19 protein-coding genes are annotated in these 17271 nt (G+C 44.9%); 16 read left to right on the top strand and 3 right to left on the bottom strand.

All coding sequences use genetic code 11. From position 1 onward, the window contains the following. Nucleotides 1-168: 168 nt before the first annotated feature. Both DMB88_RS25900 and DMB88_RS25895 read left to right on the top strand, forming a co-directional pair. Entirely contained in the window at nt 169-636 is a 468-nt protein-coding gene (locus DMB88_RS25900; protein ID WP_128103627.1) for a phosphotransferase, read from the top strand. A gap of 35 nt (nt 637-671) precedes the next feature. Next, on the top strand, nt 672-1055 hold the full coding sequence (locus tag DMB88_RS25895; protein WP_254438350.1) for a phosphotransferase: 384 nt from the start codon (nt 672-674) through the stop codon (nt 1053-1055). Nucleotides 1056-1097: 42 nt separating this feature from the next. Here the strand turns inward: DMB88_RS25895 and DMB88_RS25890 are convergent, their stop codons facing one another. Together DMB88_RS25890 and DMB88_RS25885 are read right to left on the bottom strand one after the other, a co-directional pair. Then, nucleotides 1098-1298: a hypothetical protein gene (locus DMB88_RS25890; RefSeq protein ID WP_128103625.1), complete on the bottom strand. Its 201-nt coding sequence runs from the start codon at nt 1296-1298 to the stop codon at nt 1098-1100. Between the two features lie 53 nt (nt 1299-1351). After that, entirely contained in the window at nt 1352-1552 is a 201-nt protein-coding gene (locus DMB88_RS25885; protein ID WP_164848792.1) for a DUF6199 family natural product biosynthesis protein, read from the bottom strand. Nucleotides 1553-1864: 312 nt separating this feature from the next. Here DMB88_RS25885 and DMB88_RS25880 point away from each other — a divergent pair, with 312 nt between their 5' ends. From DMB88_RS25880 to DMB88_RS25840, 9 genes are all read left to right on the top strand, one after another. Beyond that, nucleotides 1865-3505 carry a copper amine oxidase N-terminal domain-containing protein gene (locus DMB88_RS25880; RefSeq protein ID WP_368028224.1) on the top strand — a complete coding sequence of 547 codons (1641 nt, stop codon included), beginning with the start codon at nt 1865-1867 and terminating at the stop codon, nt 3503-3505. 294 nt (nt 3506-3799) lie between these two features. Beyond that, complete coding sequence (locus tag DMB88_RS25875; RefSeq protein WP_056693144.1) at nt 3800-4252, top strand: disulfide oxidoreductase; 453 nt, start codon at nt 3800-3802, stop codon at nt 4250-4252. 93 nt (nt 4253-4345) lie between these two features. After that, a complete protein-coding gene (locus DMB88_RS25870; RefSeq protein WP_164848791.1) occupies nt 4346-4753 on the top strand; it encodes a FixH family protein in 408 nt (135 codons plus the stop codon). Between the two features lie 96 nt (nt 4754-4849). Continuing rightward, nucleotides 4850-5830, top strand: a complete 981-nt coding sequence (locus tag DMB88_RS25865; RefSeq protein ID WP_128103623.1) for a LacI family DNA-binding transcriptional regulator — start codon at nt 4850-4852, stop codon at nt 5828-5830. A gap of 112 nt (nt 5831-5942) precedes the next feature. After that, on the top strand, nt 5943-7265 hold the full coding sequence (locus DMB88_RS25860) for an ABC transporter substrate-binding protein (protein WP_128103622.1): 1323 nt from the start codon (nt 5943-5945) through the stop codon (nt 7263-7265). A gap of 187 nt (nt 7266-7452) precedes the next feature. Beyond that, nucleotides 7453-8337, top strand: a complete 885-nt coding sequence (locus tag DMB88_RS25855) for a carbohydrate ABC transporter permease (protein ID WP_128103621.1) — start codon at nt 7453-7455, stop codon at nt 8335-8337. Then, on the top strand, nt 8334-9164 hold the full coding sequence (locus DMB88_RS25850) for a carbohydrate ABC transporter permease (RefSeq protein WP_217363760.1): 831 nt from the start codon (nt 8334-8336) through the stop codon (nt 9162-9164). Before DMB88_RS25855 ends, DMB88_RS25850 begins: the two co-directional genes overlap by 4 nt. Before the next feature lie 269 nt (nt 9165-9433). After that, complete coding sequence (locus tag DMB88_RS25845) at nt 9434-10954, top strand: glycoside hydrolase family 32 protein (RefSeq protein ID WP_128103620.1); 1521 nt, start codon at nt 9434-9436, stop codon at nt 10952-10954. A gap of 170 nt (nt 10955-11124) precedes the next feature. After that, the gene (locus DMB88_RS25840) at nt 11125-11550 is read left to right on the top strand and encodes a MerR family transcriptional regulator (RefSeq protein WP_128103619.1); all 426 of its coding nucleotides are present in this window, start codon (nt 11125-11127) and stop codon (nt 11548-11550) included. 106 nt (nt 11551-11656) lie between these two features. Here DMB88_RS25840 and DMB88_RS25835 read toward each other — a convergent pair whose 3' ends face one another. Then, nucleotides 11657-12265 (bottom strand): succinylglutamate desuccinylase/aspartoacylase domain-containing protein, encoded by a 609-nt coding sequence (locus tag DMB88_RS25835; RefSeq protein ID WP_254438349.1) that lies wholly within the window; start codon nt 12263-12265, stop codon nt 11657-11659. A gap of 415 nt (nt 12266-12680) precedes the next feature. Between DMB88_RS25835 and DMB88_RS25830 the strand changes: the two genes are divergently transcribed. The 5 genes from DMB88_RS25830 to DMB88_RS25810 all read left to right on the top strand — a co-directional run bounded on the left by DMB88_RS25830 (nt 12681) and on the right by DMB88_RS25810 (nt 17180). Further along, complete coding sequence (locus tag DMB88_RS25830) at nt 12681-13523, top strand: DegV family protein (RefSeq protein ID WP_128103618.1); 843 nt, start codon at nt 12681-12683, stop codon at nt 13521-13523. 249 nt (nt 13524-13772) lie between these two features. Continuing rightward, nucleotides 13773-14498 (top strand): response regulator transcription factor, encoded by a 726-nt coding sequence (locus tag DMB88_RS25825; RefSeq protein WP_302476278.1) that lies wholly within the window; start codon nt 13773-13775, stop codon nt 14496-14498. After that, nucleotides 14495-15430: a sensor histidine kinase gene (locus DMB88_RS25820; protein WP_128103616.1), complete on the top strand. Its 936-nt coding sequence runs from the start codon at nt 14495-14497 to the stop codon at nt 15428-15430. The genes DMB88_RS25825 and DMB88_RS25820 overlap by 4 nt, the downstream gene beginning before the upstream one ends. A gap of 156 nt (nt 15431-15586) precedes the next feature. Continuing rightward, nucleotides 15587-16510 (top strand): ABC transporter ATP-binding protein, encoded by a 924-nt coding sequence (locus DMB88_RS25815; RefSeq protein WP_128103615.1) that lies wholly within the window; start codon nt 15587-15589, stop codon nt 16508-16510. Beyond that, nucleotides 16503-17180, top strand: coding sequence for an ABC transporter permease (locus tag DMB88_RS25810; protein WP_164848790.1), 678 nt, complete (start codon nt 16503-16505; stop codon nt 17178-17180). The genes DMB88_RS25815 and DMB88_RS25810 overlap by 8 nt, the downstream gene beginning before the upstream one ends. The last annotated feature ends 91 nt before the right edge of the window (nt 17181-17271 follow it).

The raw sequence follows: 17271 nt of genomic DNA, 5'->3' as shown, positions 1-17271 counted from the left end.
TGGGCTCGCTGTCCCTTATGGCTTTATATTAAACCTCGAACATATCCAGAATAATTCTGAATTATCTCCAACTTGTAAACATATGCGTCATGGTTAACGATGAGGGAAAGGTTATGATGATCTTAAAGAGAGAGCAAACAAAACGATGAACGAAAGGAAGAGGGGAATATGATCAACATGGATCTGAGGTATATAGCGTCACAGTATGTGATGGGGGAGATTATGAATTGCACAACGATGCAGCAAGGAACAAGTTCAACGGCCATGTTGCTGCAGACCACGTCAGGTAGCTATGTGTTGCGCCAGCTTAGGGATGAACGACAGGCTTTGGCCGAATATGAAGTGTACCAGGCACTGGCACCTGCAAAACTATCACCAAGCATCCAGTGTACAAAGGAAGGTCTATCTTATATTACCCTTGGGCATATGATTTATAATGTTCAGACTTATATTGATAAAGTAGTGCCACAGCACTCGCTAAGCCTGAATTATGTTGAGTTAGGTGAAGTGATTGCACGTTTCCATCAACGTATTATGCATCTGGATATGACGAGACTTGGTCAGGAGGATCGGTTTGCTCTAGCTTTATTATGGGAAGCGGTAAGTGGGAAGTGCTGGATTCATCATCAGAGATAATACGGCGATTGGCAGATCATGTGGAGGAGTGCAGCGTGTATCAATCGACGCATACGGCTGTAATACATGGGGACCTTGGACTGTGGAATGTGCTATTCACGGAGAGTGATATGTATATCATTGATGTCGGAGAAGTACGGAGTGGGAACCATCATTTTGATCTAGCAGCTATACTGTCTTCTACTTGTTCTTCCTCAATCACAGTGTGCGAGCTGGAGGAGCGAATGGTTCAATTGGAACGTGGATATCGCTCTGAAGGGCGCGACGTTAATCGGGTGATTCTATACGAACAGATCCATCTATGGGTTATTCGTGGATTGCTAGCCATTATAAGAGAGAAGGGAATCATTGCTCCAACAATTCCCTATGTCGAGCGGAATCTAGCGTTTCTCGGTAAATGTCAGATGGTAATGAGTTGAATTCAGAGTGGTAGAGAGAATCAATTGCTGGCTGAGAAAGATTTAGTTCACTAAATAAAGGATTAATCCACCTACGCCAAACACGATTGCAAAAACATATACATACGAAAGCCGGCTCAGATTTTGCTTGGTTTTGCGGTCATAATCCGGATTGCTAGTTTGATTCGCTTTCGAATTACCAATAACCAGCGTAGCAATTCCACCAAATAAAGCGATCGCAATAACTAAGATATAAGGCAACAACGTATGCTCGACCTCCCTTTTGAAATAATAGATATGAATCAGTACATATGTCGTTATACAAATAATACGTATGTTGCATAAGCCGCAATAACTAAACAGGCAGCCCCACCGATTCGAACGGAAAATCTATAAAGAGCAGAAGGTTCCGTAGCGTCAGAAGTTTTCCACTTTTCCGTGATAACCCACAGAACAGATGGAGCAATTAACATAAGTAATCCAACGAGACTGAAGATAATGGCAATAGTCAAAATCATTTGAAGGCGCCTTTCTGTTAATTTAATGAATTACAATAATTGGCGATTTACCATATGACATCATTGTATCATACAAAAAAAGGAAGGGGGAGTGCCCTTATCCTGGATTAATCATTGATTTTAGGAAAGAAAATTTCAAATTTAAAAGGTTGAATAATCCTTGTCCTGACGGGCTTTCGCGACTCTCTTTCATGGGGGTTGCGATTTTTTTTTGAATTTGGAGTGATCCGAATCTGCAATGCATACGTTACACCCTATGAACATGACGACAAGGAAAGAAATGATACCCAAAACGACACTAGGAGTGAATACATGATGAAGATGAAAATGAAGAAGTTTATCGCACCTGTACTTAGTTTGACACTGTTGATGCCAGGGATTGCAGGAGCCGCTCCCGCACCACAGACACCAATGACAATGATGAAAGCATCGGTGAATACACCTGCCGCTGACCTTAGAGCGAACCTGGATCACCTATTGTCTGAACACTTTGCACTCGCCGTAACCGCGATGGCCAAAGCCTATGATGGAGCAAAGGATGCCGATGCAGCATACAAAGCATTAGATCAGAATGCATTGGATATGCAGCCAGCGATCGCTTCCCTATATGGTGATGCTGGTGCGAAGGAATTCGAACGTATCTTCCGTGCACATAACAAATACACCGATGACCTGGTGAAGGCAACCAAAATGGGTAACCAAGCTGGCATCAAGCAAGCTCAAGCAAACATCAACGGTTTTGTGGATGAATTCTCTACATTCCTCAGTACAGCGACTGAAGGTAAATTGCCAAAGGCAGCAGCCAAACAGGCTTTGCAAGTTCATGAAGATCTCGTGCAAAAAGTATTTGATGAATACGTAGCTGGAGATTATAGCGATGCCTATAAAGCATATCGTGAAGGGTTCAAGGAGATGTTTGATGTAAGTAAAGCACTTTCCACTGCCATCACGACCCAAATGCCTGAGAAATTCAATAACACCAAAGCGGATACAAAAGCAGCTGATCTGAGATCTGCACTCAACCACTTGGCATCCGAACACTTTGCGCTCTCTGCTCTGCAAATGCAGGAAGAATACGATGGACGCACAGCAGCTTCCAACGCACTGGTTACATCTGAAGCTGGAAACACCGCTGATTTCAAAGCAGCCATTGCTTCCATTTACGGAAACGATGGTGCCAACGCGTTCGAGAAAATTTGGGTAACCAACCATGTTAATGCACAGAGTGATTATGTAAAAGCCGTTAAAAACAACGATGCGACGGCTCGTGCAGCCGTACAGAAACGTATTGATGGATTCACAACCGAGTTCGCATCATTCCTGGATTCTGCAACAGCCGGTAATCTGCCAAAAGCAGCAGCACAACAGGCTCTAACAACTCATGAAGATCAAGTGCAAAAAGTCCTCGACCAATATGCAGCAGGCAATTATGATGCTTCTTACACCACGAATCGTGAAGGCTTCAAAGTGATGTTCGGTGTAGGTCAAGCGTTGGGTAACGCGATTGTGACTCAATTCAACGATAAGTTCCAAGAGCCAGCAGCCCCAACAACGCCTGCACCAGCTCCAGATATGACAACGGTATGGATGCAAGTGAACAGCAAAATGCTGAAAATTAACGACAAAACAACCAATATGGATACAACTCCAGTACTTTGGAAAAACACAACCTACATTCCACTGCGTTTCCTGAGTGAAGGTATTGGTGCAACCGTGAAATGGGATAAAAAAGCACAGCAAGTCACGGTCATGGCTGGCAACGATACGCTCGAATTCTGGGTGAACAACAATGTGATGGAAGTTAATGGTGTGAAGAAAAACGTAGGGTCCACTGTATTTGTCAACAAAGATGGTCGTACGCAAGTACCACTGCGCTTCATTGCTGAGTTGCTGAACTGGGATGTGAAATGGGCACAAAAAGACGGTTCCATTACACTGACCAAATCCATGTAATTCTGAAAAGTGAATACAAGAACTTAGCTGGTAATCATCATCTAATATTATTGTGCTGCCCACTACATGCTGCTTTGGGATGTAGTGGGCAGCTTTGTTATATACCAATTTCGTTTCGATGATAAACTATGGAGTAGGATGGACATATTCAATGTGACCACGAATAAATCCAAATAAATTCAAATATTTGGTATAATCATCAAGTAATGACTTACATAACAGCTTGGATAGCCGATGTAGCCTACAATGATGTATGATCTATTTAGTATGAGCAAATTCAAAGGGGACAGTGGAATGAGTACATCTTCCAAACCGGAGCGTTCGGCGAGAAATGTGGACACGCGGTTATTTATTGCTTGGGCCGTTTCTGTCATTGCGACAGGAGGCAGTTTATATTTTAGTGAAATTAAGGGGTACATTCCTTGCGATCTGTGTTGGTTCCAGCGCATTTTCATGTATCCGCTAACGATTGTGCTCGGCATTGCTTACTTCAAGGACGATGTGGGCATTGCCAAATATGTACTGCCGCTTAGCTTTGTTGGTGGCGGAATATCGTTATATCACGTTACGATTCAGCGTATCTTCTCGGCTACGGGCAATGCCGTGGCTTGTGGTAAGGTTCCTTGTTACACCGATTATCTGAATTGGTTCGGCTTCATTACGATTCCATTGCTCGCTCTGATCGCCTTTATTATCATTATTGTAGCGCTATGGGGCATTGGCAAAGCATCCAAATCTTCTTTGTAAGTGTGTGTTCAAAAGGAACCTTTTGAACAACCTCTGTTAAGAAAGGGTAGATAGTTAATGAGCGGACGTTTTCTGAGGTGTATGTCTTTTATCATGTTAATTATACTGACCGCGGGTTGCTCTTATCAGGAGCAGAATGCATCGGGCGAGATGCCAGTCATGATCAAAGTACAGCTTATGGTTCCGGAACAGGCATCACCTAATGAGCCTGTGTCATTACAGCTGAAGCTTACACAGGGCGATGCACCAGTTAGCGATGCGGATCAAGTGCAGTTCCAGATCTGGAACAAACTTAATGAGCCTGCTCAGGTGTCACCTGAAGAAGGTTATATGACCGTTGAGAAGCTGGAGGAACAAGGGGCTTTGACGGCTAGCGAAGTGGAAGATGGCATCTACGAGGTAGAGTATACATTTGAAGAGCACGGCTCCTATGTAGTTCAAGCTCATGTAACACATGGGTCCATGCACAGTATGCCGAGAAAGAATGTTGAAGTGAAATAATGCGGGTGTAGCAGTCATTGGTTCAGGGCGCGAAATGTGTTTATACTATTTAATGATATTAATGAACTTAATAAAGTTGTAGGAAAAGAGGTTGTTATGGCAACAATTCATGATGTTGCACTCAGAGCAGGAGTGTCCGTAACTACCGTCTCGCGTGTATTAAATAACCGGGGTTATATCAGTCAGAAAACCCGGGATAAAGTGTATCAGACGATGAGTGAATTGAATTATCGCCCAAATGAGATTGCCCGTTCTCTTTTGCGTAAACAGTCCAATGTCATCGGTTTAATTATTCCTGATGTATCCCATCCGTTTTTTGGTGAGATGGCCAATTATATTGAGTATTATGCGTATCAGCATGGGTTCAAGATTATGCTATGTAACTCCCATATGGAGCCCTCCAAAGAGCGAGAGTATGTGGAAATGCTTAAAGGAAACCGGGTAGATGGCATTATTATGGGTAGCCATACACTTGAAGTAGACGAGTATATGAATCTGCATTCGCCTATTGTTACCTTTGACCGTCAGATTGGTACGGATATTCCGTTTATTTCCTCCGATAATTATCAGGGAGGGGTTATGGCTGCTGAATTACTTCTTGCAAAAGGCAGAAGGAAGGTGGCTCATATCTGCGGTAATCTAGGATTGCAGATGCTCTCCAATCGTAGAACAGCAGGATTTGTGGACAAGCTGGAGGCACACGGCATCAAACCAATCGCTACACATGAAACGAATCTGAACGTGTTCAGTCAGGAGCAATATACGGAATTGGTTGAACAATTACTGGTGGAGCATCCTGAAGTAGACGGTTTGTTTGTGACTAGTGACCTGATTGCAATTCATGCGCTAAAACAAATTATTGCTCGTGGGCGCAAAGTTCCAGAGGATATTTCTATCATTGGATATGATGACATTCGTGCGGCGAGTTATGTGCTGCCAGGCATTACGACGATTAGGCAACCTGTGGAACGCATGGCTGAACTTGCGGTGGAGCTGATTCGTCGTCAAATTGCAGAAGAAGAAATGACGATCGAGAACATTTTGCCAGTGACCCTGGTGGAGAGAGAGACGACCTGATCGGGTCGTTTTTTTATTTATGTCAAACGATTGACATGTCAAACCTTTGACATTATAATCAGTCCTGTAAGCGGTTTCTTTCATGCATACTCATAAACGGGGGGAATAACAGATGAGAAGAGAGCGGAAATGGGCGAAGTTATCCATATTATCACTAGTTATGGTGGTCATTCTTTCGGCATGTGGCGGTACACAATCAGGATCGGGAACAGATGCATCCAGTGGATCTGGTGACAACGTGAAGATTACGTTTTTGAATTCTAAGACAGAGATAAATAGCCAGCTAGAGCAGGCGGCAAAAGACTTTCAGACAGATAACCCTAACATTACGGTGGAGATTGTACCTGTAGGTAACGGACAGTCGCCATTCGAGAAAGCATCCGCTTTATACGCTTCCGGCAATCCAACAACGATGATGATGCTGGATACAGGGGATGTAGAGAAATTTAAGGACCGTGTTCTGGATCTTACCTCTGAAAAATGGATGAAGGATGCCGTTGAGAACAGCACAGCAGCAACGACATTTGATGGCAAAAACTATGCCTTTCCACTCTCCATTGAGGGATATGGTTTCATCTACAACCAGAAAGTGTTGGATGAGGCTGTAGGCGGCACATTTGACCCACAAACGGTACAAACAACTGCACAGCTTAATGAGCTGTTCCAGAAAATTGCAGCGACCGGCAAATCACCTCTCATTGTTTCACCAATGGATTGGTCGCTTGGAGCGCACTACCTTGCACTTGCTTATGGTGGACAGTCGCCGGATCGTGCCAAAGTCGATCAATTCATTCTTGATTTGAAAGCGGGTACAGTGGACTTGGCTTCCAATGCGGTCTTTAACGGCCTGATGGATACGTTTGATCTTATGAAAGCCAACAATATCGACAAAGCTTCTCCACTCTCCGGTACATATGAGCGTGGACCTGAAGTGTTAGGAAAAGGCGAGGTCGGTATCTGGTTCCAAGGGAACTGGGCATGGCCACAGATCGACAGCTTTGACACAGCAGACGGACAGTATGGCTTCTTGCCAGTGCCTGTGAGTAACAATCCAGACGATTTTGGCAATAAGCAAATCTCTGCAGCGGTATCCAAACGCATTTTGATCGACAAGGAAAAGAACACACCAGCACAGCAGGAAGCAGCGAAGAAATTCCTGGACTGGATCGTGTATGAGTCGAAAGGACAGGATTTCCTTGTGAATCAAGCGAGCATCATTCCGGCATTCAGCAATATTACACTGGAACCGGCTGACCCGCTTGGTAAGTCTATCAGTGACTACATCAAAGCTGGCAACATTGAGGAATCCATGAGCACACTACCAGCCGATCATTGGTCGAAACTGGGTGCTTCCATGCAGAAATATTTGGCTGACGTGATTGATCGTGATGCACTTGCCAAAGAAATTCAGAGCTACTGGACTAACGTGAAATAAATAGGAGCTTTTGGGCAGAGCAGAGAACGGTGTGATTTCTCTACCTCTTTGTCGCAGAGCACCTGATTGACACATAGAGAGTGGTTGGTATGCCTTGGACGATTCAGGTGAGGGGTGATCTATGCTCACTTGGATTCGTCTTAGGCCAACCAACGGTAAACATCTTGGGATAGAGTGGAGGATGACGATGCTGACCGAAAAAGGATTATGGGCTCGCTTGCGCACCCGGCTCATTTTTACCGGCCCGACGCTGTTTGCGTTTGGTACAGTCATGATTATTCCGTTCTTGTATGGGATATATCTGACGTTTACGAACTGGGACGGGATTGCTGTTGAGCAAAGTCTCGTGGGCTGGGATAACTATATCGGCGTGTTCAAGGACACGGTGTTCTGGAAATCATTTGTGATGACGCTGGAATACGTATTTATTACCGTGGTGCTGACCAATGCTGTTGCATTTCTGCTCGCTTATGCGGTAACTCGTGGAATTAAGGCACAGGGCTTATTCCGGGCGGGCTTCTTCCTACCTAATCTGGTCGGCGGAATTGTACTGGGCTTTATTTGGCAGTTTATTTTCAACCAGGTATTCGTATTTGCTGGACAAAAGATGAACCTTCCCCTGTTCCAAGCCTCCTGGTTGGCAGACCCGGACAAAGCTTTCTGGGCACTAGTGATCGTGACGGTATGGCAATATGCAGGTTATATGATGGTCATCTACATTGCAGGCTTGATGAATGTACCCAAAGACGTGATGGAGGCGGCCAGCATAGACGGGGCAAGTAACCGCAGGATGTTGGGACGTATCGTATTGCCACTCATGGTACCATCGTTCATCGTATGTATTTTCCTATCGCTCCAGCGTGGCTTTATGGTCTACGATCTCAACGTCTCGTTAACGAGCGGTGGACCATTCAAAAGCACGGAAATGGTATCCATGCATGTGTACGAGCAAGCATTCCTGGCACGGGATTACGGATTGGGTCAAGCAGAAGCGTTTGTACTGTTTATTCTTGTTGCCACCATTACATTGCTCCAGGTGTATTTCAGTAAGAAGTTGGAGGTGGAGGCATGATGGCTGGACAATCTCGTATGCTGGGCATGGCTAAATTATGTTCCTTAATCGTAGCGATGATAGTCTTCATTTTCCCATTTCTACTACTGATCTCGAATTCATTTAAGGCTAATCAGGCCATTACGTCAGATCCGCTGGGTCTACCCGCATCCTTCCAATGGGATAATTACGTGAGCGCTTTCGACAAAATGGGGTATATATCTGCATTCGGCAATTCATTGCTGATTACGGTGTTGGGTGTAGTACTGATTGCGTTGTTCGCAGCGATGACGGCTCATTATTTTGTACGGCACAATAGCAAGCTGAATCAATACCTGTTCTTCCTGATGGTTGCAGCGATGATTATTCCTTTTCAGGCAATTATGATTCCGCTCGTAAAAATCTATGGTTCCTTGAGCTTGCTTGATAACAAATGGTCGCTTATTTACATGTATATCGGTTTTGGTAGCCCACTTGCCGTATTTATCTATCATGGGTTTATCAAGAGCATTCCGCTGGAATTGGAAGAAGCGGCACTCATGGACGGGTGTGGACGAGTACAGACCTTCTTTCGCATCGTGTTACCGGTGTTACTGCCAACAAGTGTTACGATTGCGGTGCTAAATGTTCTGTGGATCTGGAATGACTTCCTGCTGCCTTCCTTGGTGCTAACTTCTTCCGAACAGCGGACATTGCCATTATCCACGTTCTATTTCTACGGTACCTACACCGTGGATTACGGCCCGCTGATGGCTGGACTTGTACTGACATTATTGCCTGTGTTGGTCGTATATCTGTTTGCACAGAAGTATATTATTCAAGGTGTAATGCAAGGCTCCATTAAATAAAAACCACTGCAGCACTGCCCTTTCGGAACAGGCATAAATAGACATCAACGTATATATAAATTGAACTTAACATTTACACGAGAACGGAGAGGACAGAAATAATCTGAAGAAGCGGAGCGTTCGCCTTTATCCCCGGATTTCCCTTTAGGAAAGAAGAATCAAAAAATCTGGGGATAACAGCGATCGGAAGATTGTTCTGTCATTGGAGTGGCAAGTGTAAATATTCTTTAGTTCAACTTATATAGATAGAGACAGGAGTGACATTTAAGATGGATAAAGAGCAGGGACGAGAAACGATACAGGAGCTTAACCATTCAACAACAGAAGTGAAATATACACGGGAACGGGCGAATACCTACATCAAGCAGCATCAACATGAGGTTGACCCAACCTACAGACTGGCATATCATCTCATGCCTCAGGTGGGTTGGATGAATGATCCCAACGGATTCATTTATTTCAATGGAGCGTATCATTTGTTCTATCAATTCTATCCTTACGCGCCGGTGTGGGGACCGATGCACTGGGGACATGCCGTGAGCTCCGACTTGGTCACATGGGAACATCAACCTGTAGCACTTGCACCTGATCAGACGTATGACATTGATGGCTGTTTCTCGGGGAGTGCGGTCATTAAGGACGGCAAGCTTGCGCTGATGTACACCGGTCATGTAGTTACCGGACCTAACAAGGATCATGATTATTATCAAACGCAAAATATCGCGGAATCTGACAATGGCATTGATTTTGTGAAAAGCACACATAACCCCGTCATTCCACTGGATCTGATTCCGGCACATACGAGTAAGAAGGATTTCCGTGATCCCAAAGTATTCGAACGAAACGGGACGTATTACTGTGTACTCGGATCAAATGATGCAGCAGGAAATGGACTTATACTACTGTACCGTTCAACAGACTTACAGCAATGGAGCTTCGTCAACGTGATGGCGCAAAGTGACGGAACCCTTGGCGATAATTGGGAATGTCCTGATCTGTTTGCCATGGGAGACAAAGATGTATTAATCATGTCCCCGCAACGGATGCCGGCTCAAGGAGACAATTATCGTAATTTGCACTCTACAGTTTACATGATGGGAACGTTGAATGAGGAGCAGGGTGTACTGGACTACGAACATTATTATCCGCTTGATTGCGGATTTGATTTTTATGCTCCGCAGACTACGGTTGACGCGCAGGGACGGCGAATATTGATCGCTTGGATGGAGACATGGGAGACGGACATTCCAACACAGAACGCACATCAGTGGGCTGGGGCGATGACGTTACCACGTGAGCTCATCCGCAAGGGAGACCGATTGACCTTCCAACCGCTGCCTGAGCTTAAACAATATCGTTTAGATGGTATGGAGTACAAAGATATTCGTTTGTTTGATGGAGAGCATGATCTAGCAATTAGCGGGGATCGTTATGAATTACATGCTGTATTTGAAGCAGAGCAGGCACAGCAATTCGGGTTGAAATTGCGTGCTGGCGAGAATGAGGAAACCATCATCTCTTATGATGTGGCTCAGAGCCGACTTTGTTTTGACCGAGAACGTGCGGGGAAAGGTCCTGGAGGTGAACGGGCTGTTGAGGTTGAACTGCGTGACGGGAAACTGGAACTTCAGATTTTTGTAGATGCCAGCTCGGTCGAAGTATTCATTCAGCAGGGGGAGCAGGTGATGACGGGGCGTATTTATCCTGATCCGAATTCAACCGGCATTAAGGCATTCTCTTCTGGAATCTGCACACTGACAGAGCTTCGTAAGTGGGATTTGCGTGTTTAATATTGAAGAAAAATGAAATAATAACCTTGACCTTGAAGTATACTTCAAGGTTTATTTTATATGTAATCCCAGGGATGATGGAGGAGAGGTTCATCTCAAAAGTATCAGAACTAAGCAAGAGACCGCATCAGTGCAAGAGTATACTCGTGTAAAAGGACGGTGAAGTTGAGATGAGCATGATGACGAGAGGAGAGCTAGCCAAGCGTACTGGACTCAGTATGGCGACTCTCCGGTATTATGAAGATAGCGGGGTGCTACCTGCACCGATCCGTGCATCGAATGGATACCGTAAATATTCAGAGGATTACGTGGTCAAAATTAAATTTATTAAGGATGCTCAAGCGTTGGGTTACTCCTTGAAAGATATAAAAGAAACGTTACACTTACTCAGCCAAGAGGATATGGACAGTGAGACACTGAGAGTGCTGGTTCGCGATCAAATTGCAGATATTCAAAAGCATATCAATAACTTAAAGGACATGCAGACGCTTCTAGCTTCATTGCTTTTAACGCCAGAATCCGAAATCCATACTTATATAGAATCTTTCCGCAATAACTCGGAGGAAGAGAACGATTCTCCCAAGCCGGAAGAATGACATGGATACCACTTCATTTAGATAGAAATATCGAAAAGAACCCCTTTGCCAACGTTCTGGAGAAGAGGTTCTATTGGTTTGCATTACAATACGATGCAGAGTTCATTCACATCAGACCCGCTTCCCGCAGAAAATGATGTACAATCTCGCGCTGATACTTGATCCGCACGGAGCGTTTCAAGCTCCAACATGTCTCCACAGTGACGGTGCGCGCCTGCAGAAGCCTTGCACCAGCTGTGCGTGCCGATCCTGGCAATTCATGCTGCTTCAGATTAAAGTGTCTGTTCTGGATCGCGATAGAGCGATTCATTTGTTTAATAATGCGTTTGCATACCGGAACGGCACGACTGCCTGGATTAGTGATCAGCGTTTGTCCAAGAACACGGGAACTGAGCTGGGATAACCCATTGGCTTCGTGCAGATCTAACCACCAATCGGGTTGATATTGACGGGCGAGATGAAAGACTGCTGAAGCTAGAGGGTGCCTGGCTTTACCTGAAATTCGGCGTGGAAAGGTGCGATTCAGATCTGGTTTGCCTCGGATCTTCTTCCGATATGCCTGTTGGTGCACCCGTGGAATGATGATGAGAAGCCCGCGCTGAATGATGCGGCGACCTGCAATACAATCATCCACGAACTGCTGTGCAGCAGCCATACTGGCTGTTTCATTGCCGTGAACTCCTGAGGTAATCAGCATTACCGGGCCAGGGTTCACTCCACGCACAACATAATAGGGGTAGCATGAACGCTGGATGAAGCAAGAATATGTTTATTGACAAGCATGAGGCTCACCTCCGTTACTACCATACGTCATGTCCTCCTTGTCTGTAACGGCATTTGAACAGCCTCCTTGGCTATCTATTGCAAAATGGGTAGATCACCAAAGACTCCATCCTTTCAAATACCAATTAATCCCTTCACAGGGAAGACATTTTTTTGCCACAATTCGGCATTTATGCCCCTGTTCAAGAGTGCGTCACAAGACAACAGGCTGTCTGTTCCTTTATAATTAAGAAAGTAATGTCATAAACGTTTACAACTTAAACTATTTAAAATTAAAATATTAAGCCGGGCATGTGCCTGACCAATGGAGATACAGAACGACCAATCCGGCAAGAGAGAAGGATGTCATGAAGAAAATTGCATGGGTCACCGATAGTACGAGTACACTGGATCCTGTTTTCGCTGAGCAAAATCATGTTTATATTGTACCGCTGCGTGTTGTATTTGGAGAGGAATGTTATCGGGAATCAGAAGATATATCACCGGAACTATTCTATGAAAAGCTGGAGACAGCATCCAAAGCGAGCAGCTCACAGCCGCCAATCGGCGAGTTCATTGAATTGTATGAGTCATTGAAGGATCAATACGATGAGATCATAACCATTCATTGTTCCACTGCGCTTAGTGGTACATTACACACATCGATGCAGGCCGCGGAAATAGCAGGTGTGAAGGTGACTGCAATTGATTCAATGGCAGGTGCATATCCTCATCGGGAGATGATCCTGCAAGGTCTGGAATGGCAGAAACAAGGCGCTAGTGCAGCTGAGATCAAAGCTAACATTGAACAAATGATTGAGAATATGTCCTTTTACCTCATTCCGGCCAGCCTTCAGAATCTTCATCGTAGTGGGCGAGTATCCGGAACGCAGCTTGTGTTGAGTCAACTGTTGAAGATTCATCTGCTGCTGCGATTTGAGGAAGGCAAAGTCGTGGTGAACGAGAAGATTCGTACATTCAGACGTGCGAAGCAGCGTATGCTGGATGTGCTGAAGGTGGATATGGAGAAAGTGAAGCATGTATGCATCATGCATGCCAACAATCCAGATGAAGCGGTGACGATCAAACAGCAGATTTCCGAATTGTTACCACGGCTTAAGACTGAGATTATGCCTTTTATCCCTGTAGTCGGTATTCATGCAGGCGCGGGCACGATTGGTCTATGCTGGTTCAGAAACGAGCACGTTTAGATTAGATTCTAGATAACATGTATTCCTAAGATCAGGTCAGAAATAATCATTAATTCATCCCATATACCGGTAGGAAGCCCTTGAGGTACAGCAGTAGTTGCGATGTAATGCTGGATCAAGAGGTATTCTGCCGGTTTTTTTGATGTTTGAGCAGTGATGGGGAGGTGTCAGCCCTAGGTATCCTTTCATTGCCAATTGAAACAAAATGTGAGGTAATAAAGATAAATGAACATGTTGGAGGGGAATGCTGTGTCAAGTCACCGATTGTTGCTTGTTGAAGATGATCGCTCAATTAGTGAGATGGTAGGGCCATATTTGGAAAAGGAGGGCTATGACGTTTCATATGCCTATGATGGTTATGAAGCTGAAGAGCAGTTCAAACAGGCTACGCAAGCATACGATCTCGTTATTCTAGACCTGATGTTGCCTCGCAAAAATGGCATGGAAGTGTTACAGACGATCCGCTCGGTCAGCTTGGTGCCCGTACTCATTTTATCGGCCAAGGATGGAGAGGTAGACAAGGCGCTAGGGCTAGGATTTGGCGCAGATGATTATTTAAGTAAACCCTTCTCACTAATTGAACTGACTGCTCGCATCAAAGCAGCAATCAGGCGTGCCAACTATACAGTACAACCTGCAGAAACCACCAACGCACCCGTGCAGCATGAACGTCTGGAGTTCGGAGGGTTGGTAATGAACATGGACACCTATGAGGTGGAACGAGAGGGCGCTGCAATTCGATTGACCTCTAAAGAATTTGGTATTTTGAAATTGTTAGTGACCCATCCTGGCAAAGTGTTCACGAAGGCTCAGATCTATGCTGCGGTATGGAATGATCAGTACTATGGGGACGAGAACATTATTAACGTACATATGCGCCGTCTACGCGAGAAGATTGAACTGGATCCTTCAGCGCCTCAATACATTAAGACGTTGTGGGGAATTGGATATAAGCTGGAGGTGGATCAGACATGATGCTCGTCCTTTTGGGCATTTCTACGGGAGGATTAGCAATTGTTGTCGCGATCTTAGCTATCAAATTGGCCGGGCGTAGTCAGCAATTGAACTATATTCATCTTAAACTGGAGCATATATTGGATCAGGGGACATACGAGCGCCTGTTGGTGTTCAGCAACGATGCTCCAATTCAGCAGCTTCTCCGTGATATAAATCAAGTTCTAGATTACGCCCACCTAACTGGGGCGCGTTATGCTAATCAGGAGAAAGAGATGCGTAATATGCTGTCCAACATCTCACATGATCTGAAAACACCGCTAACCGTTGTACTTGGATATAGTGAGACACTACTACATAGCCCAACATTGACGCAGCAAGAGCGAGAGGCCATGATCGGCAAAATCCATGATAAAGCCCAAGAGGTGCTGCGTTTGATCCACTCCTTCTTCGATCTGGCGAAGCTGGAGTCTGGTGATATGGAGCTGCCCATGACGCGGGTCAATCTAAGTGAGCTATGTCGACTGAAGATGATTTCTTTTTATGAGATGTTAACTGGACTTGGTTTGGAAGTAAAACTGGACATCCCTGAAGGGAATATCTTCGTGCAAGCGAATGAGGAGGCACTCGACCGTGTGCTGAACAATCTCATAACCAATGCCATGAAGTACGGCGCAGACGGCAAAATGTTAGGACTTTCCCTTCGGCATAATGAGAAAGATGGTGTACTGCTGGAAGTATGGGATCAAGGCAAAGGCATTCCCGAAAGTGAGCACAGCCGCGTGTTTGAGCGAATGTATACGCTGGAGGACTCTCGCAATCGACAGTATCAGGGGAGCGGTCTAGGTCTCACCATTACCAAAAGGCTGGTTGAACGCATGGGAGGCAACATTGAATTACGGAGTATTCCTAACCACCGAACGGTATTTTCAATCTCTTTAAATCCTTGTTAGAAGAAAAATTTCTAAAATAAACCAGGATTAAGGTTTTTGTAAGAAATGATTAATAGAAAAGAAGACATTTCTCTTTACAATACAGATATCAGAACCCGGTAGTGATTGTTCAGTTCTTGAACACCACAAAAGGGATCGTAAAGGAGAACAAGAGATATGACTTATATTGCACGTACGATAGGTGTGTCCAAGACATATGAGGGAATAGAAGTGGTGTCCGACGTTAACATGAATATTAAGCAAGGGGAAATATACGGTTTCTTAGGGCCGAACGGTGCGGGCAAAACGACGATCATGAAAATGCTGACGAACCTGGTGAAGCCAACCTTTGGCGAGATCGAATTGTTTGGAGAAAAGTTAACGCCCACCTCCTACGAAGTGTTGAAACGGATGGGAAGTATTATCGAATACCCCTTTTTCTACGATAAATTGTCGGCTAGGGATAACTTGGAGCTGCATTGTGAATATATGGGCTTCCACAACAAGAAAGTGATCAACGAGATGATAGAAAAGGTGGGACTTAAGGATACCGGAAAAAAACCAGTCCGTGACTTCTCACTTGGGATGAAGCAAAGACTCGGTATTGCCAGGGCACTCATTACAACCCCTGAACTGCTCATTCTGGATGAACCGATCAATGGGCTTGATCCTGTAGGGATTAAGGAGATGCGAGATCTATTCAAACGTCTCAGTACGGAATATCGAATTACCTTATTGATCTCAAGCCATATTCTTGGGGAGATTGAGCAGATTGCCGATACGGTAGGCGTCATTCGCGGAGGAAGGCTAGTGGAGGAAGTATCGATGGAGAGTATCCGAGGCCGACACAGCGAGTATGTGGAGTTACAGGCTGTGGATATTCGCAAAGCAACGTATGTCATTGAACATCAGCTTGGGCTCCAAAACTTCAAGCTGGTAGATGAGCAGACAGTACGGATCTATGATACAGGTCTTGTTCCTTCGCAGTTAACCAGCCAGCTAATCGAGCATGGCGTACAGATTGAATCCATCTTCAAACGATCACATTCATTAGAAGAACACTTCCTGAATCTCGTGAAGGGAGATGGGGACGTTGCTTAAGCTCATAGAACTGGAGATGCGGAAACACCATTTTTCTAGAAATCTGATTGCAGCGGGCGTTGCCAACATTGTTATTCTGGGATTCCTAGTCATGATTGGTGTACTCGACCGGGGGGCGGAGGATTATGCTTACTCGAATTATTCCGTATCCTTTATGCTCATTGATGTATGCGCGCGAGCGACCTTTATCGTATTTGCCGGGGCGCTGTTAGCGAAGTTCATTATCCAAGAGTATCGAAATAAAACAATGAATGTGATGTTCACCTATCCGATCAAACGCCATAAAATTATCGCTGCCAAATTGATTATCATATTCGGATTTACCTTCTGTATGATCATGTTCACCAATCTATTGATGGGTGCAATCCTACTGACAGTGAATCACTACTATCCTTTTATCGCAGATGTATTAACTGTGAATGAAGCATGGAGATTGTTATTGAAGTACAGTATTAGTTCGCTGTCCGCAGCGGCTATGGCGCTTATTCCATTATACTTCGGGATGCGTAAGAAGTCGGTTACAGCCACGCTGGTCGCTTCAATTATCCTAGTGTTTATTGTCTGTTCAGGAGGTGGTGGGCCTTCCATGACAGTGAACTCCATTATTATTATCCCTATAACCTTGGGGCAATTGGTATATGGATTGCATCGTTGTCATTGCTTCGTCTAGAGACAAAAGACGTGAGCTGAAATCCTGCTCAAAAGCATACCCGGTATGGCTTCAGATGCCATTGACATCCGCTCGTACAAGGGATAGGATA

Origin of the sequence: Paenibacillus sp. DCT19 (genome assembly GCF_003268635.1) — a bacterium.
Classification (GTDB): Bacteria; Bacillota; Bacilli; order Paenibacillales; family Paenibacillaceae; genus Paenibacillus.
Note: the sequence above shows the minus strand (reverse complement) of the source record. Positions and strands in the feature narration are given on the sequence as shown.